The 25,725-nt window shown below is 44.9% G+C and carries 18 protein-coding genes, 1 tRNA gene and 1 pseudogene; 8 read left to right on the top strand and 12 right to left on the bottom strand.

What is annotated here, in order from left to right; genetic code table 11:
• Positions 1-4 precede the first annotated feature (4 nt).
• The 4 genes from ACQY1Y_RS22920 to ACQY1Y_RS22905 all read right to left on the bottom strand — a co-directional run bounded on the left by ACQY1Y_RS22920 (position 5) and on the right by ACQY1Y_RS22905 (position 4,320).
• The gene (locus ACQY1Y_RS22920; protein ID WP_430013626.1) at positions 5-2,650 is read right to left on the bottom strand and encodes an efflux RND transporter permease subunit; all 2,646 of its coding nucleotides are present in this window, start codon (positions 2,648-2,650) and stop codon (positions 5-7) included.
• 680 nt (positions 2,651-3,330) lie between these two features.
• Positions 3,331-3,765 (bottom strand): type II toxin-antitoxin system VapC family toxin, encoded by a 435-nt coding sequence (locus ACQY1Y_RS22915; RefSeq protein WP_430013625.1) that lies wholly within the window; start codon positions 3,763-3,765, stop codon positions 3,331-3,333.
• Entirely contained in the window at positions 3,756-3,968 is a 213-nt protein-coding gene (locus ACQY1Y_RS22910) for a DUF2281 domain-containing protein (protein ID WP_002738971.1), read from the bottom strand. The genes ACQY1Y_RS22915 and ACQY1Y_RS22910 overlap by 10 nt, the downstream gene beginning before the upstream one ends.
• Positions 3,969-4,062: 94 nt before the next feature.
• Positions 4,063-4,320 carry a hypothetical protein gene (locus ACQY1Y_RS22905; RefSeq protein WP_430014719.1) on the bottom strand — a complete coding sequence of 86 codons (258 nt, stop codon included), beginning with the start codon at positions 4,318-4,320 and terminating at the stop codon, positions 4,063-4,065.
• Between the two features lie 27 nt (positions 4,321-4,347).
• On the opposite strand from ACQY1Y_RS22905, the gene ACQY1Y_RS22900 reads away from it, so the two are divergent.
• Positions 4,348-5,280, top strand: a complete 933-nt coding sequence (locus ACQY1Y_RS22900) for an Rpn family recombination-promoting nuclease/putative transposase (RefSeq protein WP_430013624.1) — start codon at positions 4,348-4,350, stop codon at positions 5,278-5,280.
• 160 nt (positions 5,281-5,440) lie between these two features.
• Entirely contained in the window at positions 5,441-14,767 is a 9,327-nt protein-coding gene (locus ACQY1Y_RS22895) for a Calx-beta domain-containing protein (RefSeq protein ID WP_430013623.1), read from the top strand.
• Between the two features lie 194 nt (positions 14,768-14,961).
• Here the strand turns inward: ACQY1Y_RS22895 and ACQY1Y_RS22890 are convergent, their stop codons facing one another.
• Positions 14,962-15,297: a hypothetical protein gene (locus ACQY1Y_RS22890; RefSeq protein ID WP_036402579.1), complete on the bottom strand. Its 336-nt coding sequence runs from the start codon at positions 15,295-15,297 to the stop codon at positions 14,962-14,964.
• Positions 15,298-15,431: 134 nt separating this feature from the next.
• Between ACQY1Y_RS22890 and ACQY1Y_RS22885 the strand changes: the two genes are divergently transcribed.
• Positions 15,432-15,502 (top strand) — tRNA-Cys (locus ACQY1Y_RS22885).
• A gap of 48 nt (positions 15,503-15,550) precedes the next feature.
• Here the strand turns inward: ACQY1Y_RS22885 and mtnB are convergent.
• Positions 15,551-16,168, bottom strand: a complete 618-nt coding sequence (gene mtnB / locus ACQY1Y_RS22880; RefSeq protein ID WP_123231240.1) for a methylthioribulose 1-phosphate dehydratase — start codon at positions 16,166-16,168, stop codon at positions 15,551-15,553.
• Positions 16,169-16,408: 240 nt separating this feature from the next.
• Here mtnB and ACQY1Y_RS22875 point away from each other — a divergent pair, with 240 nt between their 5' ends.
• Complete coding sequence (locus tag ACQY1Y_RS22875) at positions 16,409-16,789, top strand: hypothetical protein (protein ID WP_002738992.1); 381 nt, start codon at positions 16,409-16,411, stop codon at positions 16,787-16,789.
• 10 nt (positions 16,790-16,799) lie between these two features.
• Here the strand turns inward: ACQY1Y_RS22875 and ACQY1Y_RS22870 are convergent, their stop codons facing one another.
• From ACQY1Y_RS22870 to ACQY1Y_RS22860, 3 genes and pseudogenes are all read right to left on the bottom strand, one after another.
• The gene (locus ACQY1Y_RS22870) at positions 16,800-17,042 is read right to left on the bottom strand and encodes a hypothetical protein (protein WP_002738501.1); all 243 of its coding nucleotides are present in this window, start codon (positions 17,040-17,042) and stop codon (positions 16,800-16,802) included.
• 102 nt (positions 17,043-17,144) lie between these two features.
• Positions 17,145-18,578, bottom strand: coding sequence for a TM0106 family RecB-like putative nuclease (locus ACQY1Y_RS22865; RefSeq protein ID WP_002778420.1), 1,434 nt, complete (start codon positions 18,576-18,578; stop codon positions 17,145-17,147).
• Positions 18,579-18,637: 59 nt separating this feature from the next.
• A pseudogene (locus tag ACQY1Y_RS22860) lies at positions 18,638-19,398 on the bottom strand (RNA-guided endonuclease InsQ/TnpB family protein); the annotation flags it as partial.
• Positions 19,399-19,861: 463 nt separating this feature from the next.
• On the opposite strand from ACQY1Y_RS22860, the gene ACQY1Y_RS22855 reads away from it, so the two are divergent.
• From ACQY1Y_RS22855 to ACQY1Y_RS22845, 3 genes are read left to right on the top strand one after another with little or no spacing between them, the layout of a single operon-like run.
• Complete coding sequence (locus ACQY1Y_RS22855) at positions 19,862-20,323, top strand: hypothetical protein (protein ID WP_002738355.1); 462 nt, start codon at positions 19,862-19,864, stop codon at positions 20,321-20,323.
• 45 nt (positions 20,324-20,368) lie between these two features.
• Positions 20,369-21,493: a tRNA guanosine(34) transglycosylase Tgt gene (gene tgt / locus ACQY1Y_RS22850; protein ID WP_002738723.1), complete on the top strand. Its 1,125-nt coding sequence runs from the start codon at positions 20,369-20,371 to the stop codon at positions 21,491-21,493.
• A gap of 50 nt (positions 21,494-21,543) precedes the next feature.
• Entirely contained in the window at positions 21,544-21,681 is a 138-nt protein-coding gene (locus tag ACQY1Y_RS22845) for a photosystem II reaction center protein K (RefSeq protein WP_002739211.1), read from the top strand.
• Between the two features lie 111 nt (positions 21,682-21,792).
• Here the strand turns inward: ACQY1Y_RS22845 and hetL are convergent, their stop codons facing one another.
• From hetL to ACQY1Y_RS22830, 3 genes are all read right to left on the bottom strand, one after another.
• Positions 21,793-22,455: a heterocyst differentiation pentapeptide repeat protein HetL gene (gene hetL / locus ACQY1Y_RS22840; RefSeq protein WP_430013622.1), complete on the bottom strand. Its 663-nt coding sequence runs from the start codon at positions 22,453-22,455 to the stop codon at positions 21,793-21,795.
• Between the two features lie 52 nt (positions 22,456-22,507).
• A complete protein-coding gene (locus ACQY1Y_RS22835; RefSeq protein ID WP_430013621.1) occupies positions 22,508-22,870 on the bottom strand; it encodes an ArsR/SmtB family transcription factor in 363 nt (120 codons plus the stop codon).
• Between the two features lie 197 nt (positions 22,871-23,067).
• The gene (locus tag ACQY1Y_RS22830) at positions 23,068-24,078 is read right to left on the bottom strand and encodes a DUF6398 domain-containing protein (RefSeq protein ID WP_430013620.1); all 1,011 of its coding nucleotides are present in this window, start codon (positions 24,076-24,078) and stop codon (positions 23,068-23,070) included.
• A gap of 135 nt (positions 24,079-24,213) precedes the next feature.
• Between ACQY1Y_RS22830 and gatA the strand changes: the two genes are divergently transcribed.
• Positions 24,214-25,665, top strand: coding sequence for an Asp-tRNA(Asn)/Glu-tRNA(Gln) amidotransferase subunit GatA (gatA, locus tag ACQY1Y_RS22825; protein ID WP_430013619.1), 1,452 nt, complete (start codon positions 24,214-24,216; stop codon positions 25,663-25,665).
• The last annotated feature ends 60 nt before the right edge of the window (positions 25,666-25,725 follow it).

Below are 25,725 nucleotides of genomic sequence, written 5' to 3'. Positions count from 1 at the left end.
CTAGCTACTTTTGACCGGCTTTAATCTGGTTCCAAACATCCTCTAAACTTAGATATAACACAGGCACAACAATTAAACTCAACAGGGAAGAAGTGACTAAACCTCCCACAATTACCATCGCCATGGGTTGCCGCAATTCCGCACCAGTACCCAATCCCAAAGCGATCGGAATCATGCCTAAAATTGTCGAACAAGTGGTCATTAAAATCGGTCTTAACCTAATCATTCCCGTTTCTAAAACCGCTTCCTCCCGACTCCAACCCTGTTGACGCAATTGGTTAGTATAATCCAGCAATAACACAGCGTTTTTATCCAGTAATCCCAAGAGGAAAATAAACCCGATCAGAGAAATCATACTAAACTCACTACCCGTTACCAATAACCCCAACATTGCCCCCACAATCGCTAAAGGTAAACATAAAGCGATGACGATAGTTTCTAGCAGTCTTCTGAATAATAGCCATAAAACTCCTAACATTAAAATTGTCGCTAGGATTAAAGTGCGACCAAAACTGCCCAAAACATCGCTACTTTGAGAAGAAGTACCCCAACGCTGTAAAGTTATCCCTTCCGGTAAAGGAATCGCTTCAATTTTAATCGCCGCATCTTCTAATCCTAAATCCGGACTGAGATTAGCACTGAGAAAAATCGCCTGTTGACCATTTAAACGCTCGATCGCCAAAAAATCCCCCCGCTCATTTAATCTAGATGATAGGGAAATATCCTTTAAACCAGAGATTTTAGCGGCCTCAACCCGCAATTTCTCGGCACTATCGCGCAATAGCTGCAAATTATCGCTTTTAATCGCAATTTGGATCGGCTTTTCCGCTTCCGTCTGCACAAAAGGAATGTCCTCGACACTGACATTCACCCCTCTAATTGGCGGTAAAATTTGCCGAATCCGTTGCTGCACCGCACTGGTGTGAGATGTACGATCGCTCTTCAGTGTAACGTGAATTTTGCCCCGATTCGGCTCACCGCGTAAACCGGCGATCATAAAAGTCGATTCCACTTCCCCATCCTGCAAAATTGGCGCTTCTAATTTGCTGCCATCGCGGATAGTGCGACGCAAAAGAAAACTTTCGGGAGAACTCGCTAACTGGGAAATCCAAGCGAAACTATCGCTAGAACTCTTAGCCGTCGGTTTATTAGGACTAATTTGCGTTATTTTCGGCAAAGGAGAAGTATAAACCAGATTAAACTCGCCGCGATCGAGTCGGGGAATAAATCCCCTAGAAATAAAAGGAATCAAGGCAATACCCGCAAAAAAGGTAATTAGGGCAATAGCAATGACCAGCAAACGATGACGCAGTGACCAGTTTAAGAGCCGTCGATAGGCATTCTCAACCGGTCGCTTTTGTTTCGTCATTTTTGCCTGTGACTGCGGTTTCAGCCAATATACTGCCAAAACGGGCGATAAAGTTCGGGCGATCAACAGAGAAAAAATCACCGCAGCCGAGACAGTTAAACCGAAAGGTTGAAAAAACTGTCCCACCGCACCCCCCATAAAAGCCACGGGTATAAACACCGCAACAATGGTTAAAGTGGAAGCAGTCACAGCTAATCCGATCTCCCTTGTCCCCTTGAGTGCCGCATTTTTCGGGGTTTCCCCCGCGTCGATTAAACGGGAAATATTCTCCACATCGACGATCGCATCATCCACGACAATGCCAATCACTAAAGCGAGAGCCAGCAGTGTCAGGGTTTCCAGATTAAACCCATAGATGGCCATGATAATGAAAGTCCCCAAAAGAGATAGGGGGATAACCAGAGCAGAAATGATTGTAGCGGCGAAACTGCCTAAAAATATCAAGATCACCAGCACCGACAGCAAAACTGCCAAAAGTAAATCATCGATCGTGCCTTGTAGGGCAGCGCGAATATATTCCGCTTGGGTTTCAGCTAAAATTATCTTGACATCGGGCAGTTTTTGTGCTATGTCTTTAACCAGTTTTTCTGCGACCGCGGCCAGATCGAGACTATTGGCGGCACCTTTTTTGATTACCTGCACTGCGATTGCTTCTTGGCCATTAAAGCGTACCAGCGTGGGTAATGGTCGGGTTAAGCTTTTATGGGGATTATCTTCCCTAACTGTACCTTGACCGAGTAAATTAACTTTAGCCGTACCTGGGAGAGCTTTTAAGGGCGGAATTAAATTATCTTGGGCGATTTGGCTTAATTCTTCTAGATTTTTCTGCTCACTCACCAGCGCATAGGTGACTGTTGCCGACTCATTTAAATCAACGGGGATAACTTCTGTGGTAGCTTGAGGGGGTAAAGGGACTTGCGAGATAGCCTGTTTAACTGCTGCGGTGGCCTTGTCTAAATTTGTGCCAATTTTAAAGAAAACGCTGATTACTGACTGTCCGGGGGCAGTAGTCGAAGAAATATCACGACGACCGGGGAGAGAGAAAAGAGGATTTTCTAGGGGTTTAGTTAATTGCTGTTCCGTGGTGATAGCAGTAGCTAAATCCGCTTGAGCGTTAATTATGACGACTGGAAAGCTGATATCTGGGAAAAGCGCGTATTTTAAGGAACTAAAAGCCAAAATTCCCGCCACGGCCACCGCTAACCAGAAAGCAATGGTTAACCTCGGGGCATTAATCGCTATTCGAGAGATATTCAGACGTTCTCGCCATGATTCTTTCATCTTTGTTGAATAAGTGGGGTGTGGGGTGTGGGGTGTGGGGTGTGGGGAGAATAAATAAAATAATCTCCTGAATCCTGACTCCTGAATCCTGACTCGGAGACTCCTAACCCAATGGTAGATGTTGGATTTTTGCAGAAGTTCTATTTTCCGACAAAGATAAGCAAAAATTATTTATTGACTGCAAAAACTTGAGAATATTTAAATTAACATTCCGCAATATTTATAAATTCTTAAGAATTAATTGAGAAAGATTTTTATTTAACAACGACTTTATCATGGTTACAGCGATTTGATAGAATTTCATAGTGGGTTATTTTGTGCTTTTTTGGGCAGCAATGGTTGAAACCCTTGCCATACCTAGAAGGTTATCCTAATTAAGACGGGTAAATCAGTCATTTTCACCCACAACGATGATCTTTTTTTTATGTAGTTTTATTGCAAAAAAAAAGTTTTTTTGACAAAAAGCACAAAGCATGATACGGGAGAGGGGAATTATGAATTGGGGAGAGTGATTACCTTTATTTAGAAAACAGGTTTCTTCGAGAAACCCGTTTTCTGATAACAGTTAACAGTTATCAGTGTAGTTCCCCATCTCCTCGCAGGAGTCGCAATTCCCCCTCTCCTACGAGGAGATGGGGTTAGGGGGAGAGGTCAAATCATTCATTTCCAGAACTGATTCGCTACATTTCATCTACTAGCAATACATTTTGAGGAGTTAACTGTTTCCATTGCCTATCATTAGTGATAATGTAGGTTGCTGAATATGCGATCGCTGTTCCCAGTTGAATCGCATCGGGTGTTTTGAGAGTGTATTGGGTACGAAGAGCGATCGCCTCATTAGCAATAGATAAATCGATTGGTAACAGAGTAATTTGGCTCGAACGGGTGAAATATGTCCGGTATTGTTCTACCAACTCCTGATTACCTATCCTTGCTGGATGGGTAACAATTTCGATAAAAGTGATCATCGAAGTGATAACCTTAACCTGATAAATGGAGACATCATAAAATAACTTTTCCATACAAGGAAAAAAGATGGGATGTTGCTCGAAAAAGTAAATAAAAGGAGCCGTATCTAAAAATACAATATTTTCAGGTTGTAAAACTATTCCCATGATGATCGCTCCTGCTGAATATAAGCATCTACATCAATTGATTGCCACATTTCTTGCCCCAATCCCGCCGCATCGCGGAAATCTAATGGCTTATCTTCTAACTCTGGTTTAGCTTGCAAAAACTTTGCAAAATCCAAAATTTTATTCGCTCGATCTTCAGGCATTGATTTCACGATTTTGTAAATTTCGTCGGCTACACTCATAAGTAAATTCTCTCTTGTCTATTATGGACATTTTACCATAGCAATTTCATCGGGTAGTGAACATTACGAGAAACCCGTTTTCTTGTAATAAATGTTAATTTTTGTGATAGCATCCTTGAAAAATTGGCAATTGTTGGGCTAAAATTGTTAGCAATAAACCTTTGCAGTTAATGTCATGACTTCTACACTGTTGCCGAGCCTTCCTGCTGTTGACGATGTTTTGTTCGATTTTGCTCAATCTGATGGCTTTTGGACGAATTTGGCAATCGCTGTAGGTTAAGGGGGTGAGGTCATAACAATCCGTTGCCAAAACCGACTTTTCAGAATACAATAGATAAGAGTAGTCATTCATCGCTCAGATTAGTTAAGATGACATTACATGACTAATAATATTGACCATGACCGCTTATTTAAGGAGTTAATCTCCACCTTTTTTGTCGAATTTATCGAGTTATTTTTTCCTCAATTGATGGATTATTTAGATAGGGACTCGATTACTTTTTTAGACAAAGAAGTATTTACCGATGTCACGGAAGGAGAAAGATATGAAAGCGATTTAGTCGCACAGGTTAAGTTTCGAGGAAAAGAATCTTTTTTTCTGATTCATGTCGAGGCGCAGGAAAGTTCTCGAAAATGGTTTAATCGGCGAATGTTTACTTATTTTGCTCGCTTTCATGAGAAATTTGTCCTACCGATTTATCCGATTGTAATTTTTTCTTATTCAAAGCCAAAAAGAGAAGCAATTAGTCAATATGTAGTCGATTTTCCCGATTTTAAGGTCTTAGAATTTAACTATCAAGTAGTGCAGTTAAATCGATTAAATTGGCGAGATTTTCTCAATCAACCGAATCCGGTTGCTTCAGCTTTGATGGCTAGGATGAACATTGCCGAGAAAGAGCGAGCCAAGGTAAAAGCGGAATGTCTGCGCTTGTTAATTACTTTAAGGTTAGATTCAGCGAGAATGCAATTAATTTCCGGATTTATTGATACATATCTTAATCTTAATCCAGTGGAAGAGAGACAATTTCAAGAAGAGATTAGCACATTTAGTCAACCTGTACAGGAGGGAGTTATGCAAATTACCACCAGTTGGATGCGTCAAGGTATCGAACAAGGTATCGAACAAGGTATTGAACGTGAAAAGACATTGATTCTTCGTCAACTTAAACGCAAGTTAGGGGAGATTAATCCTTCATTAGAAACTAAAATTATGGAGTTAAGTATTGATGATGTCGAAGCATTAGCAGAAGCTTTATTCGATTTCTCTACAGTTGAAGATTTAATCAATTGGTTAAATACTTTAACTGCCTAGTTTTGACGTTAGCGATCGCATCTTCGCAACAAATGAGAAAACGGGTTTCTTTGAGAAACCCGTTTTCTTGTAATAAATGTTAATTTTTGTGATAGCACCCTTGACAAATTCGGGATTGTTGGGCTAAAACTGTTAGCAATAAACCTTTGCAGTTAATGTCATGACTTCTTCACTGTTGCCGATTCTTCCTGTTGTTGACGATGTTTTGTTCAATTTCGCTCAATCTGATGGTTTTTGGGTGAATTTAGAAAGTGCTTTTGGCACAAGTTATGATGTGGTTAAAGCGACGCAATTACGACAACAGTGGCAAAGTCGAAATTTTGGTCAAATTCCCCCGATTGAGGTACTCAGTGATGAGGTTTTGGGGACGGCGAATGGTGCATATTCCAGCAGTAAGAATAAGATTTATCTATCAGCATCTTTTTTAAATACGGCCTCGTCAGCAGCGATAGTTAATGTAATTTTAGAAGAAATTGGGCATTACGTGGATGCTCAAGTTAATCAGGTGGATAGCGCGGGAGATGAGGGGGCGATTTTTGCGGCATTAGTGCAGGGTGAGGTGTTATCTCCCAGTGTATTAGCGGAATTGAAGACCGAAGATGATGGAGGTTGGCTAGAGGTAAATGGTCAAAAGCTAGAGGTAGAGTATAACAACCCCACAGTGAGTTTATCCCTCACCTCACCCACCACAGTTACGGAAGATGGCCCCCAAAATCTGTTTTATGTATTTAGTCGTACTGGGGATACTACCAATTCCCTAACAGTTAACTTCACCGTCAGTGGAAATGCCACCTTTAACAGCGACTATGGGCAACGGGGAGCCACCAGTTTTGGTACGACCACAGGTAGTGTTACTTTTGCCGCAGGTTCTAATGTCGTCATTCTCAGTTTAGATCCCAGTTCGGATCTGGTCAGTGATGGGAATGAAACGGTGGCACTAACCTTGGCGGCGGGGACGGGATACTCGGTGGGTAGTGGTAGTGCGGTGACGGGCACGATTTTGGATAATGATGTGATGCCGGGGACTGTGGTTAGGGGAAGTATTGCAAAGAGTGTACCGTATGGGACACGGCATGAGTATGGACATGGTTCTGCCTTTGCGGCGCTAAAAAGCGATGGTTCTGTTGTTACCTGGGGTAATAGTGGAGGGGACAGCAGTAGTGTGAGCAGCAGACTCACATCCGGTGTCACCCAGATTTTCTCAACTCAATATGCCTTTGCGGCGCTAAAAAGCGATGGCTCTGTTGTTACTTGGGGTGACTCTGGCTGGGGAGGGAACAGCAGTAGTGTGAGCAGTCAGCTGACATCCGGTGTCACCCAGATTTTCTCCACTCGTAGTGCATTTGCGGCGCTAAAAAGCGATGGCTCTGTTGTTACCTGGGGTGGTAGTGGAGGGGACAGCAGTAGTGTGAGCAGCAGTCTCACATCCGGCGTCACCCAGATTTTCTCCAATAATGGTGCCTTTGCGGCTCTAAAAAGCGATGGCTCTGTTGTTACCTGGGGTGCTGGTTTTTCTGGAGCGGACAGCAGTGGTGTGAGCAGCAGTCTGGCATCCGGTGTCACCCAGATTATCTCCAATAAATTTGCATTTGCGGCTCTAAAAAGCGATGGCTCTGTTGTTACCTGGGGTGGTAGTGGAGGGGACAGCAGTAGTGTGAGCAGCAGTCTCACATCCGGCGTCACCCAGATTTTCTCCAATAATGGTGCCTTTGCGGCGCTAAAAAGCGATGGCTCTGTTGTTACCTGGGGTTCCTCCCCCTATGGAGGAAACAGCAGTAGTGTGAGTAGTGGTCTCACATCCGGCGTCACCCAGATTTTCTCCACTGCTTATGCCTTTGCGGCGCTAAAAAGCGATGGCTCTGTTGTTACCTGGGGTTACAATGACTATGGAGGGAACAGCAGTAGTGTGAGTAGCAGTCTCGCATCCGGTGTCACCCAGATTTTCTCCACAGAGTCCGCATTTGCGGCGCTAAAAAGCGATGGCTCTGTTGTTACCTGGGGTGACTCTAGTTATGGAGGGGACAGCAGTAGTGTGAGCAGCAGTCTCACTTCCGTCACCCAGATTTTCTCCAATAATGGTGCCTTTGCGGCGCTAAAAAGCGATGGCTCTGTTGTTACCTGGGGTTACTCCGATTGGGGAGGGAACAGCAGTAGTGTGAGTAGCAGTCTCGCATCCGGTGTCACCCAGATTTTCTCCAATGGTGGTGCATTTGCGGCGCTAAAAAGCGATGGCTCTGTTGTTACCTGGGGTTTCTCTAGTAATGGAGGGAACAGCAGTAGTGTGAGCAGTCAATTGACCAGTGGGGTGGTATCGTTTGCTGACCCATTTAATGACGATCGCCTGGTTCCTTCAAGTACCCCTTTCATCTACCTAGCTGTTTCTCCCACTAGTGTTACAGAAGACGGCACATCTAACCTCATCTATACTTTTACCCGCACTGGTCCCACTGCTAACACCCTCCTTGTCAACTACACCATTGGGGGTACAGCAACTAATGGTATTGACTATAGCAATATTGGTACAAGCGTTACCTTTGCTGCTGGGTCATCCACCGCTACAGTTACCGTTGACCCCACTGCCGACACCACACCAGAAGACCATGAAACCGTATCTCTGACCTTAGCTTCTGGAACAGGTTACACCATCGGCACCACCACTGCGGTAACAGGCACTATTTTTGACGATGACACGATTGTTACCCTTGCGGTTTCTCCTGCCAGTGTTACGGAAGACGGCACTACAAATCTGGTTTATACCTTTACTCGCAATGGATTCACAAGTAATGCCCTAACAGTAAACTACACCATTGGGGGGACGGCAATCAATGGCAATGATTACAGTAGCATTGGCTCAAGCGTCACCTTTGCTGCTGGGTCATCCACCGCTACCGTTACAGTTGACCCCACTGCTGACACCATAGGGGAAGCGGATGAAACTGTCACCTTAGCTTTAGCATCAGGAACAGGTTACACCGTTGGCACATCAGGTGCAGTCACAGGAACAATTACCAATGATGACCTCCCAACCATCACCCTGGCTGTTTCTTCCACCAGTGTTACAGAAGACGGCACATCGAACCTCATCTACACCTTCACCCGCACTGGTTCCACTGCTAACACCCTCACGGTAAACTACACTATTGGAGGAACTGCAACCAACGGTAGTGACTACAATAATATTGGCACAAGCGTCACCTTTGCCGCTGGGTCATCCACCGCTACCGTCACAGTTGACCCCACTGCCGACACCACACCAGAAGACCATGAAACAGTGTCTCTGACCTTAGCTGCTGGTACTGGATACAACATTGGCACCACCACTGCGGTAACAGGCACCATTCTTGATAATGACACGATTGTTACCCTTGCGGTTGCTCCTGCCAGTGTTACGGAAGACGGGACTACAAATCTGGTTTATACCTTTACTCGCAATGGATTCACAAGTAATGCCCTAACAGTAAACTACACCATTGGGGGGACGGCAATCAATGGCAATGATTACAGTAGCATTGGCTCAAGCGTCACCTTTGCTGCTGGGTCATCCACCGCTACCGTTACAGTTGACCCCACTGCTGACACCATAGGGGAAGCGGATGAAACTGTCACCTTAGCTTTAGCATCAGGAACAGGTTACACCGTTGGCACATCAGGTGCAGTCACAGGAACAATTACCAATGATGACCTCCCAACCATCACCCTGGCTGTTTCTTCCACCAGTGTTACAGAAGACGGCACATCGAACCTCATCTACACCTTCACCCGCACTGGTTCCACCACTAACACCCTCACGGTAAACTACACTATTGGAGGAACTGCAACCAACGGTAGTGACTACAATAATATTGGCACAAGCGTCACCTTTGCCGCTGGGTCATCCACCGCTACCGTCACAGTTGACCCTACCGCTGACACAACACCGGAAGACCATGAAACAGTGTCTCTGACCTTAGCTTCTGGAACTGGATACAACATTGGCACCACCGCTGCGGTAACTGGCACCATTCTTGATAATGACACGATTGTTACCCTTGCGGTTGCTCCTGCCAGTGTTACGGAAGACGGCACTACAAATCTGGTTTATACCTTTACTCGCAATGGATTCACCAGTAATGCCTTAACAGTTAACTACTTCATTGGGGGGTCGGCAACCCATGGAACCGACTACAGTAGCATTGGCTCAAGTGTCACCTTTGCTGCTGGTTCATCCACCGCTACAGTTACAGTTGACCCTACTGCTGACAACAATTTTGAAGCTGATGAAACGATTATTTTAAGTCTCGCATCAGGAACCGGTTACACCATTGGTACGACGACCCCAGTAACAGGCACGATTGTCAACGATGATACGATTGTTACCCTAGCGGTTTCTCCCTCCACTGTCACCGAAGAAGGCACCGCCAATCTGGTTTATACCTTTACCCGCACAGGATCTATTGGCAACGCCCTCAGCGTCAACTATACGGTTAGCGGTACTGCCACCTTCAACAGCGACTACAGCCAAACTGGCGCGACAGCCTACACAACGACGACAGGAACAGTCACCTTTGCGGCAGGCGCAAGTACAGCCACAGTAACCATTGACCCCACGAATGATGCTGAAGTAGAAAGTGACGAGAGCGTTGCTTTAACCCTCGCTTCAGGAACGGGCTATTCGATCGCCACTACTAACGCCGTCACTGGCACGATTCTTAACAACGACGCACCGACAAACCTCATCCTCGCTAACCTGAACATTCTTGAAGATCAACCAGTGGGTACAGTGGTCAGTGAACTGATCAGTACCGATCCCGACACTGGCAATACCTTCACCTATAGCCTAGTCGCAGGGACGGGAAGCACCGACAACAACGCCTTCACCATTACCAATAACCAACTCAAAACCAACACAATCTTTGACGTTGAAACTAAAAATAGCTACAACATCCGCCTTCGCACCACCGACCAGGGCGGTTTGAGTTTTGATAAAGCCTTCACCATTGGCGTAGTCTCATCTGCGACGCCAACCCAAATCGTCACAACCCTACAAGATGTAACAAGCAGTACGGATGGGTTCTTATCGCTTCGAGAGGCTATTACCCAAGCTAATACTACCAATAATGACAGCACAATTTTACTTGGAGAGGGAAGATACACACTCGCCACCGCCGATGACCTTGATATTCAACTTCAAGGCAAAACCCTAACGATTCAAGGACAAGGCAAGGATCTAACTATTCTTGATGGTAACAGCTTGGATCGTTTCTTTGAAATTCATAGCGGCGCCACGGTTATCCTCTCTGGAGTCACTGTGACTAACGGGAAAGCCGCTTTCGGTGGGGCGATCGCTAACGCAGGAACGCTCACGATCCGCGACAGCACCATCACGAACAACCAATCGCGGGGGATCGATGGGGTGAATGGCGCAGCGGGTAGCAATGGTCTCCCCAGTGGCGGTAATCCAAGAGCAGGGGGAATGGGTGGCCGTGGCAGCAGCGGTGGTGATGCCAGCGGTGGTGCGATCTACAACAGTGGCATCATCACGATGACTAACACCGCCATCAGCAACAATCAGGCGATCGGAGGTCGCGGTGGCAATGGCGGTCGTGGCGGTAGTGGAAGTTGGGCCGGCTTTTTTGGTCCTCCATTTATCGGTGGACGCGGCGGCAATGGCGGCGATGGCGGTGATGGCGGTGATGCACGGGGTGGTGGTATCTTTAATGCTGGCCAGGCAACGCTCACCAATGTCGTCGTCGGCAGCCATTCCGTTACTGCTGGTAGTGGCGGCTCCGCCGGTTCAGGAGGCTCAGGTGGGCGCAATGCTAGTGGGAGTTATGCAATCAGTGGTAATCCAGGAACAGCGGGTATAGGTGGCGTTGCTTTAGGGGAGTTTATCTACAATTCCGGTGCAATCCTCAGCAATCAAACACTGAACGGGATTTTCAATGAGGGGGGATCGGTTGAAGTCGGCAATAACTGGGCTGTTACCCTCGCTGTATCCCCTTCCTCTGTCACTGAAGATGGTGTAACCAACCTCGTTTACACCTTTTCCCGCAGAGGAGGGCTGTCAACGCCTCTAACCGTCAACTACAGCGTTGGTGGTACAGCGACCCTCAACACTGACTACACCCAAACCGGAGCCGCAACTTATACCGCGACGGCTGACACTGTTACCTTTGCGGCGGGTTCAAGTACAGCGACCGTAACGATTGACCCCACCGCCGATAGCACAATTGAAGCCAATGAAACCGTAGTTCTCACCTTGGCACTGGGTACAGGATACGACATCGGTACCACAAGCGCTGTAGCGGGGGCGATCGCGGATGACGATTCTACCGTTACCTTGGCGGTCTCTCCCGGCAATGTCCAAGAAGACGGTACACCCAATCTCATCTATACCTTCACTCGATCGGGCAATACAAGCGAGGCCTTAACAGTCAATTACACAGTTGGCGGTACGGCTACTTTTAATACGGATTACAGCCAAACCGGAGGGACGAGTTTTTCCGCCACCTCTGGGACAATGACCTTTGCTGCTGGTTCTAGTACAGCCACTCTCACAATTGATCCTACCGTAGATACCACTGTAGAGCCAGATGAAACTGTTGCCCTTACCTTGACATCTGGTTCCTATAAAATTGGAACGACGAACGCGGTATCAGGAACAATTATCAATGACGATGCCAGTGTCAGCCTGGCTGTTTCTCCTAGCAGTCTTCAAGAAGATGGCACCCAGAACCTCATTTACACCTTCACTCGTACTGGTGTAACCACTAATTCCTTAACCGTCAATTACACCATCGGAGGGACAGCTACTTTAAATACCGACTACACTCGTACAGGGACTACCAATACAGTCACCTTTGCTGCTGGTTCATCCACTGCTACCGTCACAATAGACCCCACTGCTGACACAATAGTTGAACCCGATGAAACTGTTATTTTAACCCTCGCTGCGGGGACAGGATATGCAGTAGGTACGACTACTCCAGTTACGGGGACAATTAATGATGATGAACTCCCTAGTATTACTCTTGCAGTTTCCCCCGCAAGTGTCACCGAAGACGGGACAACAAATCTGATTTATACCTTCACCCGTAGTGGATTAACCACTAATTCCTTAACCGTCAATTACACCCTCGGAGGGACAGCTACCCTTAATACCGACTACACTCGTACAGGGACTAACAATACAGTCACCTTCGCTGCTGGTTCATCCACTGCTACCGTCACAATAGACCCCACTCCTGACACAATAGTAGAAAGTAACGAAACCGTCGCTTTAACCCTCGCTGCCGGGACAGGTTATACAGTAGGGACCACCACTCCAGTGACGGGGACAATTACCAACGCTTCTGCAACTGGACAATATGCTTCTAGTGTTATTGCTTTTAGTTCTCAATATTCTTCATCTTCATGGAGTGCAGAACAAGCTTTAGGTCAACCCAATACTTTTAGCTATGGAGATATTTCAACATCATGGGCCCCATCCACACCAAATGGTGATGGAGATGCACAAGCTGATGAATTTATCACCCTTGGTTTTTCTACACCAGTTTATGCTGACGGTATAGAAATTCGTGAAACCTATGGAAATGGATTTGTCAGAAGCATTGATTTATTAGATAATCAAGGTGTTTATCACTCTATTTGGTCTGGAGTTGATCCTAGTTTACCAGGAAATCCAGTCAATTTTAGAGTCAATTTTCAGCCAACTAATTATCTGGTTGTTGGCGCAAAAATAAACGTTGATATTGATCATGATACTAGGACTTGGGAAGAAATTGATTCAGTTCAATTATTCGGTGTCGGTGATGTTATAAGTAATATCACCCTAGCAGTTGCTCCCGCAAGCGTTACCGAAGACGGGACAACAAATCTGATTTATACCTTCACCCGTAACGGAGTAACCACTAATCCCTTAACCGTCAATTACACCCTGGGAGGGACAGCGACTCTTAATACCGACTACACTCGTACAGGGACTAACAATACAGTCACCTTTGCTGCTAATTCAACCACTGCTACCGTAACAATTGACCCCACTCCTGACACAATAGTAGAAAGTAACGAAACTGTTATTTTAACCCTCGCTGCGGGGACAGGTTATAAAGTAGGTACAACCACTCCAGTTACTGGGACAATCACCAATGATGATTTCTCCAAACTCTCCATCAATAATATCACCGTTGTCGAGGGTAAAGATAATAATGCCATCCTCACCGTCACTGTCAACAACCCCAATCCACAACCAATTAGCGTCAATTATACTACTGCACCCATTAACGCTACCGCTAATGTAGATTACACTAGCAAAACTGGAACTATCACCATTGCACCTAATACTTCCACTGCTACTATTACCATTCCCATCCTCAATGATAACCTTAATGAAGCAAACGAAACTTTTGCCATTAACCTCAGTAATCCCGTCAATGCAACTCTTACCAATAACAAGGGAATTGTCACCATCAGCGACACCTTAAACGCTAATGTCACCACTACCCTACCTGCTAATGTGGAAAATTTGACCCTAACTGGGACTACAAATATTAACGGGACAGGTAACGCTGCTAACAATATCCTGACGGGTAATAGTGGTAAAAATATCCTTACAGGAAGTGCGGGAAATGATACCCTTAATGGAGGCACAGGAATTGATACCCTCATCGGTGGTTTAGGAAATGACACCTATCAAGTTGATACTACTACCGATACCATTACAGAAAATGCCAACCAAGGTACAGATACTGTTCAATCATCGGTTACTTATACCCTGGGAAATAACTTAGAAAACCTCACGTTAACTGGTACTACAAATATTAACGGAACTGGTAACACCTTAAATAATATTATCACCGGTAATAGTGGTAACAATATCCTTAATGGTGCAACAGGAATTGATACTTTGGTAGGTGGTTTAGGGAATGATACTTATCAAGTTGATACTACTACCGATACGATTACGGAAAATGCCAACCAAGGTACAGATACTGTTCAATCATCGGTTACTTATACCCTCGGTAATAACCTAGAAAACCTCACCCTCACTGGTACTACAAATATTAATGGAACTGGTAACACCTTAAATAACATTATCACCGGTAATAGTGGTAACAATATCCTTAATGGTAGTGATGGGAATGATACCTTGATTGGTGGTACTGGTAACGATACCATAACAGGGGGTGCGGGTGGCGATAAATTCACCTTCAACAACCGCAATGAAGGGATTGACACAATTACTGATTTTCTCTCCAGTCAGGGGGATAAAATTACTGTCTCTGCTGCGGGTTTTGGCGGTGGTTTAGCCGCAGGAGTTCCCCTTACATCTGCTCAATTTGTGTTAGGAACAACTGCATTAAATGCCAGCAATCGCTTTATTTATAATACAATCACTGGAGGATTATTCTTTGATGGGGACGGGACAGGTACACTAGCAGCTATTCAAATTGCAACTCTTAGTTCTAAACCCACTCTTACCGCCTCTGATATACTTGTATTAGTTTAATCTTAATACAGCTTGTAGGGTGCGTGTTTGCGGTTAAAAAGGTCTGTAAGCGTTTTCAACACCCTAGGAGAGGGGAAAGGGGAATTATGAATTATGAATTATGAATTGGGGAGAAGGGAGAAGGGAGCGGGAAGAAGGGAGAGAAAAAGCTAATAACTGATAACTGTTTACTGATAACTGATCACTGATAACTGCTATTCATACAAAATCTCATCAAAACAAGCTTCTCCCACACTGGATAAAGTCCTAGCGGCAGCCTTATCGGTTTTCGACTTCTGCACGAGGGCGCGGAATTGCTGTAGATTGTAACGAGCTTGGAATTTTTTAATCGTGCAGTCGCATAGATCTTTTGCCACATCAGCAGCTAACCCCTCCCCACGCGCTCTTTGTAAACATTCTTGACGATAACTGTCGAAAGTAGCGGCAGTATTAGAACTTTGGCTAAGGTAAACGGCATTATTAGCCTTTACTGGCAAGGATAAAGCCAATAAACCGATAAAAGTTAGTAAATATCCTGGATTTCTCATCATAATCGCTTTTTAAAGCCTAAAATACCCCACTAGATTAGAGAACCGCTGCCTAAATTATAGATCGATCGCTTGACTCTTGGGTTCCACTCTTGGCAAACTGTCATCTGTTATGCTAAGATGAATAATGATTGATCGGCGCCATCGCCAAGTGGTAAGGCAGAGGTCTGCAAAACCTTTACCCCCAGTTCGAATCTGGGTGGCGCCTTGGCAAATATCGGCAATTTTTTTCTGATTGCCTTGTCTAAATGAAGGTTTACCAAGGTTTTACTTGATAGGCTGCCACTAGATAGCGAAAAATATACTCGACTATCTCTAAATAATTCTCGGTAGTTTCTAGAGACTCACCCCACACCGTCACGCCATGGTAAGAAATGAGTAAAGCGGGAATTTCTGGGGGGAAAGTTGATAATCTACTTTCTATTTCTGCGGCAATTTTCGGCACATCGAGATAGTTAGCAAAAACCGGCATAAATACTTGAGGATTTTCTACCCAAATACCTAAACCTTTCAACATTTCTAAGGGAGGTAAAGATAACTTGTCCTCACGAGCAAAACGGGAAACTAAATTCGCTTCCACCGAGTGAACATGATAACAAGCTTGTGCTTCGGGAAAGAGACAATAAATCACCTGATGAATGCTAGTTTCTGCCGAAGGACGATTATCCAGATGAGCTAATTCCCTGACTTTTCCCGTCAGATCCACGCGCACAAAATCCTCTTCTGTGAGTTTACCTTTACTTTTGCCACTGGCAGTAATCCAAAAACTATGATCATCAACTTTAGCGGACAAATTACCTGCCGTGCCAAGCATCCAACCCAGTTGATAAAATCTTCGGGCAGCTGCCACTAGAGATAAACGAGGATCACTCATGGTTTTTAGAGATATGGTGGATAGGGAGTAACTATTATAACAAGTTGAAGCCAGCAGACGACCCACTCCTCAGCATAGCGGGTTGAGGTAGTTTATTCCGGATAATCTCGCTCAAAACTAAAGCCAAGGCAGAATAGAGTGAGGAACCGGTGAGTCAAAAAGAAAATTTAACCGTGGCAATGTGTTGGGAGTGTGTTAGGTTAAAGATAATTGCAGCTTTGATGAATCGAGGGTTGAGCCGTGAATAACAACTTTTTCCGCAGCTATTCTGTCAATGATTCTGGTTTGGGTTGTTTCTTATCTTTGATTTTAGTCGGATTGTTGTTAGGCTCGATCGGACTGGGTTGGTTAGTCAATAGTTTTTTAATTCTCGTGGCATTCCTGATATTTTCCCCTGTGATTGCTTGGGGAATTTTTCGCTGGTGGTTGCGACGCAATTTAGTTGAAGATAGCTGTCCCGTCTGTAGCTACGAATTTACGGGTTTTAATCGCACGGAATGCCAATGTCCTAACTGTGGTGAACCATTAAAAGTGGCAGGGGGTAAGTTTATTATTCTCACCCCTCCCGGTACGATCGATGTACAGGCGATCGAAGTACCTAGCCAACAGTTAGAAGATTAGGGTCAAACCATCACCATCTAGGCACGCGCACCAAACTGAAAGCGGGGGTTCTGAATTTTAACAATAACAGCAGTCCCAGCAGGTGAATTGACCAATGAACGAGAACTAAGCCCCAAATAATTGCAAAAATCAAACTACTAACGGCAAGAGCTTTAAAAATATCATTATCGGTCTTTTGATACCAGAGAAGACTAAGGAAGGAAAGCAGTAGGAGTAGAAGGGGAAAAAGTGGGGAGAACATGGGGATCACCATTGGGTGAGGGGACTGTTTTCACATCCATAGCCTATCATTTTCCCTTGACGGCTACGGGTAGCAGCGGTTACATTCTTCCCTATTTGTCATAAATCTTTAGAATCAAATTAAAAAGTTTACAAGCCAGTCTTTTAGCCTAAAGGTGGCGCGACAATCATCCTCATTGTAACGTAAAATAGCCGCCAATAAAGTCCGATCTCCTGTTTTTAACCACTGGTCATACCACCAAACGCATTGATCCCCGCTTACTCCTCGATCGCGCCATTGAAAGCCAATCCAGTTAGCCAGGGATTTTAAAGAATAACTTTCCACGGGAAAAGTTACCGAGTTAACTACATGATAGTGCAGATCAAAACAGCGAGAAACTAACTGATTAATCAAAGAAGAAGGGGTTTTATAAAGATAACCTAATCGTTTAATTGTTTCCACTTCGTACTCAGAAAAGTGAAAAATTGGTGCTTGATAATCCTGCATGACTAAGGTTAAAAATTCCTGCCAAATCCTGCCTTCATCTTCTGGCTTTTCTGCCAAAAAGGGATAAAATTGCTGGGTATTAACCCGATAATCAACGCGTAAAACCCCCAAAAGATAATCTAAATTCTGTTCTGGTTCCGCTTCGATATCAAAATAAAATTCAATCTCGGCCCTCGGTAGGGGGGACAAATAGGCAGTTTTGCCGTTGCTTTTGCGAAAGGCCCGATTTTCAATAATTGCTTGGGCCTGTAATTGTAACTGATTAGCCACCTCTAACCCCATCCCCTCCCGCGTACGAGTAGGACAGGTAAGTGCCAGGGATTCCATGGTGGAAACCCCCAAAGACTGTAAAAATTGGTAACGACTGGGAGTTACCCCCGGGACTAAAGAAAGATGTTGACTCGCTTGGGCGATACCATAACAGTGACTATACCAATGACATAAACTGCAACGCTGACGCGAGATGAAAACTTCTGGTTCTTGCCGATTAATCACCATTTCGCCGAACTTTTTGATTATTTCCTCTAGTTTAGTTAACCAGAGATTCAATTCCACCCGATAGCGATTATGACGACGTAGGACAATTTCGGCATAACTGGGAAAAACTCCCTGCATACTGGCTAATAAATAGGCGTAAAAAGTAGCCAGCATCTTATATTCAGGCTTAGGACGGCGACCGAGTTGAATATTGAGGGGGTAATAAATCCAATCGCCAAATTTCGACTCTCCTGTCTGTTTAATTAATAAATGGGGGGAACCGGTTAAAGAGACGGGATAGCCGGATTGTAAAAGGACTCCGTGATAAATACAGGGTACCCCCTGACCCATCAAAGCTTCCGTTTCCCTAGCGGCGGCTAAAATATCCGTGCTGGGAGTAGTCAAGGAACAATAATCCGGATAGGAGTCTTGCAGGACTTTTTTAACGTGACTTTGACTCTCCTGACGCAATTTAAGCAAAAAATCTCGCTCAGGGTCTTTTTCTTGGCTATTGCCGTAGAGATTTAAAAACCCACGGCGTTGACAACGTTGGTAGTCTAGAAGTAGATCATCGGTCAGTAGCATTATATACAAGGAGAAAAGTTAAGCTTTCCTGGACCAGTGAGTTGACACTCCCATCGCAATCATGCGAGGGATTCTTGGTTGATTGACTTAAGTTGTCTTGGTAGGAGTTCGGTAAGGCTCACTCGAGCCGTATTACTACCAACCAAGATAGAGCTTAAATCTCCCCAAACTGAGCGCAAGTCGAGGTGCCAGTTTCCAATATGCCCTATCGTAGCTTTTTTGAGTATATTTAATGGCGCCATCTTGTCCCTATCTTCCATATACCCACACAAACAAACATGAGTTCTGACTGATAGAGACTTTTTGACTAAGCGACCACAGTTAAGGCATTCTTGACTTGTATAGGCTAGATTAACTGCAATAGTTAATCGGCGATATTTAATACCAAAATACTCAAGCCATTTTCTTAATGGCGACCAACCTGCGTCATTAATACTCTTGGCTAGTTTTTGATTACGCACAAGGTTTTTGACTTTTAAATCGACCTGAGCTATCAAGTTGTTTGACTGAATTAAACGGAGTGCCAATTTTTTAGCAAACTCTTCTCGCTGCCTACTTACTTTAAAATGTCCCTTGGCGTACTTTTGTCTAGCTTTTTTGTAGTTATTGACTGCTTTTGTCTTCTGTTAAACTTTTTCGACTTTCTTCTATTCAGTTTATTAAGGCGTTTTTCTGATTTTCGATAATACTTAGGAGGCTCTACTGTATTCCCGTTGCTGTCAGCATCAAGATCTTTTAGTCCCACGTCTAAACCTACACATTTTTTAGTAGGCTCTAATTGTGGGGTTATATCTCTAATATCGAGTTTTAGCATTAGCTGGCAGTCGAAATGTGTCGAAGTGCTGTTCTATACTGGTTGGCCTTTCATCCCTCGGTAAAACCCTGTCCATTAGTCACATCTTTCTTAACATTTCAACCCTTTGTACCACAGCGCTTTCAAGATTCGGTTAACAATCTGTAATATTCCTTGTTGACACCCTTACTGACAAAGAAAAAACTGAAATCAAGTCAGGATAAGGGTTGGAGTGCTTACTGACAAAATTGTTAAGAAAGTTATCCATAAGGGATAGGGTAAAACCGAGGGTTCCTTCAAGCCGACATTTTAGGTAAATATTTAGTAAGCAGAAATTAATCATCCCTCTTCGGTCTTAATCTTAAGTAACAGTGAAAAGTTCTAGCGGATTGGGTTAAGATCGAGACGTAACCCGAAAAAAATTGCAACAGGAATCGGTGGAAACCCCTCCGGTGGGTTATTAACGGAAATTTTTTTACTGGCAATCCCTATGAACTATCATCCGCCCTCACAGCCCCTGCCCGCCCCCTGTATTATTGACTCTGGCGTGGTCATCGCTAAAGAAGATATGCGTCGTCTCCTCGATGATATCGGACGAGTTCGCTACATCCATAGTCTCGAAGGGGTGATTCAGAGTGAAGGAGAGGGATGGATAGTGGAAGTTTTCGCCGATTATCAGCAAAGCACCCTAGTTGCTAACTACAGTCTTTATCTGAATACCTATAGCTTCGATTATCTGCGTCTAACCCGCTCTCCCGACGGTGAAACCTATTTTGATCTGGTTCAAGACAATCGGCAATTACGGCTAATTCCCCTGAGTAATCCACTGCAAGATCCCGATATGAAAGCCCGTCTCAATGCCGATACCCTTGAAGCTATGGTTACTCAGGTACTTTCTGCTAAGTGGGATGTGCAGTTTGAAGACGAAGACGACAACGATTGCCCCTTTTAGGCAGCGAGCAAAAATACTGATAACTGATAACTGATAACTGAAACAGTGGGATTTTCCTTTGAATTAATCGCCCAGTGTCCCCAAACTGGTGCGCGGGTTGGGGTTTGGCATACTCCCCACGGACCGGTAGAAACACCCCGTTTTATGCCTGTGGGAACTTTGGCCACAGTGAAAGGTTTGACCCCCGCTCAAATCGCCAGCACGGGGGCGCAAATGATTCTCGCTAATACCTATCACCTGCATCTGCAGCCCGGAGAAAGTATTATCGAGAAAGCCGGAGGTTTACACGATTTTATGGCATGGAATCAGCCAATATTAACAGATTCGGGTGGATTTCAGGTATTTAGCCTTAGTCAACTGCGGCAAATTAAAGAGTCGGGAGTCACCTTTCGATCGCCCCGGGACGGTAGAATAATCGAAATCACGCCAGAAAAATCGATTCAGATTCAAAATGCCCTCGGTGCTGATGTGATTATGGCCTTCGATGAATGTCCCCCCACGGGAGTCAGTCATGAGACCATGAAAGCATCTATAGAACGCACCTATCGCTGGTTAGAGCGCTGTCTGACGGCCCATCAACGACCTCAAGAACAGGCTTTATTCGCCATAGTCCAAGGGGGAATCTATGAGGATTTACGGGCAGCGGCGGCGCAATCTTTAGTAAAACTCGATTTACCCGGTTATGCTATCGGTGGCGTGAGTGTGGGGGAAGAAACGAGCCTAATTCATCGCATTGTCCAGATAACTGCCCCTTTACTCCCCGAAAATAAACCCCGTTATCTGATGGGAGTGGGAACCTATCGAGAAATGGCCAAGGCGATCGCTAGTGGCATAGATCTGTTTGATTGCGTTATTCCCACCCGTTTTGGTCGCCATGGCACAGCTTTGGTGCGGGGAGAGCGTTGGAACCTCAAAAATGCCCGTTTTAAGGAGGATTTCGCCCCTTTAGACGAGACTTGTCCCTGTTACACCTGTCAACACTTTAGCCGTGCCTATCTGAATCATTTAATTAAATCGGGGGAAATGTTGGGTTATATTCTCTTATCTCTGCACAATATCGCCGAATTAATCAGATTTACCCGTGAAATTCGTCAATCTATCTTAGGGGGGACTTTTGCCCAAGATTTTGCCCCTTGGCTTGAGGATGCCGTAGATGTTACCCCAACGTGATAAAATTTCAGGAAACGTTTAAAAATTTTCTTGTCAAGGTAGATAGAGAGATGGAAACTGCACTTTTGTTCGCCAAATTGCCGGAAGCATACCAAATTTTCGACCCCCTAGTCGATGTCTTGCCCCTGATTCCCCTATTTTTCCTCTTGCTGGCCTTTGTTTGGCAAGCATCCGTCGGTTTTAAATAAATCGACTTTCAATTATCAGTTATCAGTGAGCAGTTATCAGTGATCAGATTTGAGTTTTCAGTGAAATGACATCTTTTTACTGATTACTGTTTACTGAAAAAGCTTCCCAGATTAAAACAAAGTCCCGGTTAAATCAGCACCAGTTAAGTCCACATCTTCTAAAATTGCCCCGCGCAAATCCGCATAACTGAGGTCCGCACCCCGGAAACTGGCCCCGGTGAGATCGGTGATAAATCCGTCTCTTTCGGGACTAGCACGAAAATTAACCCGGCAAAGTCGGCAATTAGCGAAATTGGCTCGATATAACAGGGATCCGCTCAGATTAGCATAGTTGAGATCGGCTCCGCAAAAGTTAGTTTTGCCCAAGTCCGTGCGTTGGTCGGAAGTGGAGCGAAAATCCGTATCAATTAATAGGGCCTGCTGGAGATTAGCACTGTTGAGATTAACACCGTTTAAGACGGCTTTGGTTAAATAAGTGGCTTCTAAATTGGCTTCGAGCAGATTAGCTCCGCTTAGGTCCGCATCGCGTAAACAAGCTCGATAAAAGTCCACTTGACTTAAATCTGCTCCCCAGAGAATCGCCTCACTTAAATCCGCTTCCCTCAGCAGCGATCGCGCGAGGCGTATTTTTCCTAACCGGGCCTGTCGCAGATCTGCACGGCAAAAATTGACTCCTGGGAGGGAAATATTAGTTAAGTCGCCTTCCCGCAAATTAATCCCCTGAAAATCTCTTTCTCCCACCCGATAGCGTTGACAAAGTTTTTCTACGAGCATGGAAATTTTTCTCTATCATAATTGAGGTAAAATGTCAAGGGTTTAGCGATTTTTATTTAGGGAGATGGAAAGCCGGCAGACTCTCGAATTCTCGGGCCCGTTGACGCATTTGTTGACTAATGCGATCGCAAACCCCCTGACAGAGATCATAGATCACGGGGTCGGTAATTTGATAGTAAACGCTGACTCCTTGGGGTTGCCGCGAGATAATTCCCGCTTGGGTTAAAGCTTTCAGGTGTTTGGAGAGATTGGCTTGACCTAGTCCGGTAGCTTCAGCGATTTCTTTACCATTCATCGCGCCTAATTGCAAGCAACTGAGAATCTGTAGGCGACTGACTTCTGACAGGACTTTGAAATAGTCCGCCACGGAAGCGAGGACGACGCTAGAGGTTTGGGGGGAGAAACTGTCTAACATAGGTGGGTAATAAAGTGACCAGTTAAAAAGGCTGACAATAGGTTATCGTTTAAAACTTTATAACTATTGACTACTATAGTTTAACTGGAAAGGTAACTAGAGTCTAGTCTGCAAGCTCGATCGAGATTGGGTCATTCAGAAATCTACTGCTGCAAGAGTGCCTCCTGACTCCACCAACAGACTTTTTATCGCAAACCCTAACTATCACCGAGCATGGTACTGATTAACTGCCGGACAGTAGTGCTAGGATGGTTCTCTAAATTGCTTGGTAAAGCCCATTCTGAGTCAAGATAGGACATCTTCAGTAAATCTCTCACTTGTTTTGATTTAGCTTGTCCTGTACTTTGAGCAACCCCAAAAGCCTGATAAAGTTCTGTGGCCGAAATGTGGGGATTTTGAGTAGGATCGAAGAGAAAATTGACCATTCCTAGGGCGTGAGTAATGCCAGCAGCCCAGGAATTGGCTTTACCTTTTTCTAGGGGAGAGGGACGCTTACGAGCTAAAGTTGCAGTTAATTGGCGAATAAGTTGGGCGTATTCTTCATTAAGATATTGAGCGGCAAATTTATCGGTAATAGCGGTAATTTCTTGATATTTGGCCTGCATTGCCTTGGGAACATTTTCCGATTTAGGAACAACTGGAGGCGTTTGTTTCAATATTGCTGCCGCTTGCTGTTTGGCGCGTTGTTCAGCATTATATTTTTCTTGAAAAGCTGTTAAACCCTCCTGACTGGTGATATCAAAACCCTGCTGATGCGCTTGTAACAGGAGATTTTTCATAAAACCGCCACTGTTGGGATCGTTCATCAGTTGACTAAAGCGATCGCCTAATTGCTCTAAATATTTAATAATAGCCTTAGCCTGAGTTAATTTATATTCTCGTCCCAAAAATTGCCAAAAACTAATTAATTCAGGGATAGCATCTTCGGTTTCCGTCGGATCGAGGATAGTAATTTTGCGTGGTAAAATCTTCTCCATTAAGATCTGCACATCTGCCTTAGTCATGGTAGCAAGGGTATAACCTTCATAGAGATAGCCCAACTCGACAAAGGTAGCAATCCAACCACCACCTTCTTCTTTTTCTTGATAATAGGCCTCTCCCTCGGGCGAATTGATATATTCTTCGATCGCTCCAGTAATATAATCTTCTAGTAAGGGTTCGGCTTCATCGTAGTCTAAATTATCTAATTGTCGGATATTAAAAGTCATAACTCTAGTTTTCCTGCGAGGCTTTCCTTTAATTTTAGGGGATTAGCTGACCGACAGCCAAACTGACGCTAAAATAGTCTTTGCTGTCCGGGGTTGTTGCTTGCTCCTGACGGTGGTTGTAACCGGTAACTGAACATGACTTCGATTCGTCAACTGCATCAACAACTCGTTAATAAAGAAAAAACAGCCGTCGAAATCGCTACAGAATTTCTCGCTCGTATTCAAGCGATCGAACCACAAGTAAAAAGCTTTCTCCATTTAACCCCGGATTTAGCCCTCGCACAAGCCCGAAAAGTGGACGAGAAAATCGCCAGGGGTGAATCGCTGCATCTGTTAGCAGGTATTCCCATCGCGCTAAAAGATAATCTCTGCACCAAGGGTATCCCCACCACCTGCGCTTCTCGGATTTTAGAGAATTTTGTCCCCCCCTACGAGTCCACCGTTACCCAAAAATTACGGGATTTAGGGGCAGTTATCGTCGGTAAAACCAATTTAGACGAGTTTGCCATGGGTAGTTCAACGGAAAACTCCGGTTATCACGTTACTGCTAATCCTTGGGACTTATCCCGGGTGCCGGGGGGATCTTCCGGGGGTTCGGCTGCGGCTGTGGCCGCTCAAGAATGCGTGGTGGCCCTAGGATCGGATACCGGTGGCTCAATTCGTCAACCGGCTTCATTTTGTGGCGTTGTTGGGCTAAAACCGACCTATGGCTTAGTTTCTCGCTTTGGTTTGGTGGCTTACGCTTCTTCTCTTGATCAGATCGGTCCCTTTGGTCGTACCGTAGAAGATGCGGCGATTTTATTACAAGCGATCGCAGGTTACGATCCCCAAGATTCTACCAGTCTCAATCTGCCGATTCCTGACTATAGCCAATTCCTGAAAACCAGTTTAAAAGGGTTAAAAATTGGCGTAATTAAGGAAACTTTCGGGGAAGGTTTGGATCAGGTGGTTGCTGAGGCAGTTAATCAAGCTTTAGCGCAGTTAAAGGCCCTCGGTGCCACGATTAAAGAGATTTCCTGTCCCCGTTTCCGTTACGGATTGCCCACCTACTACATTATCGCCCCCTCGGAGGCATCGGCGAATTTAGCCCGTTACGATGGGGTTAAATACGGTATTCGGGAAGATGCCGATAGTTTGATTGATATGTACACCAAGACTCGCGCCAAGGGTTTTGGTGCGGAAGTCAAGCGCCGGATTATGTTGGGAACCTATACCCTCTCGGCGGGTTATTATGATGCTTATTACCTGAAAGCACAAAAGGTGAGGACTTTGATCAAAGAGGATTTCGATCGAGCTTTTCAATCGGTAGATGTGTTAGTTTCTCCCACTTCACCGACCACAGCTTTTAAAGCCGGGGAAAAAACGGCGGACGCTCTGAGTATGTATTTATCGGATTTAATGACTATTCCCGTCAATTTAGCCGGTTTACCCGGGTTAAGTCTTCCCTGCGGTTTTGATGGGCAAGGTTTGCCAATTGGTTTACAATTAGTGGGTAATGTGCTGCGCGAAGATCAATTATTTCACGTCGCCCACGCCTACGAACAGGCCACCGATTGGCACAAACGTCAACCATCTTTTACAAATTGATACAATTGCTGGTGGCTATCTTTTGCCGGTAGCCATCAAGTAAAAATCAGCAACCCTGAA

This window comes from Microcystis ichthyoblabe FBCC-A1114 (genome assembly GCF_050500245.1).
GTDB lineage: Bacteria > Cyanobacteriota > Cyanobacteriia > Cyanobacteriales > Microcystaceae > Microcystis > Microcystis ichthyoblabe_A.
Note: the sequence above shows the minus strand (reverse complement) of the source record. Positions and strands in the feature narration are given on the sequence as shown.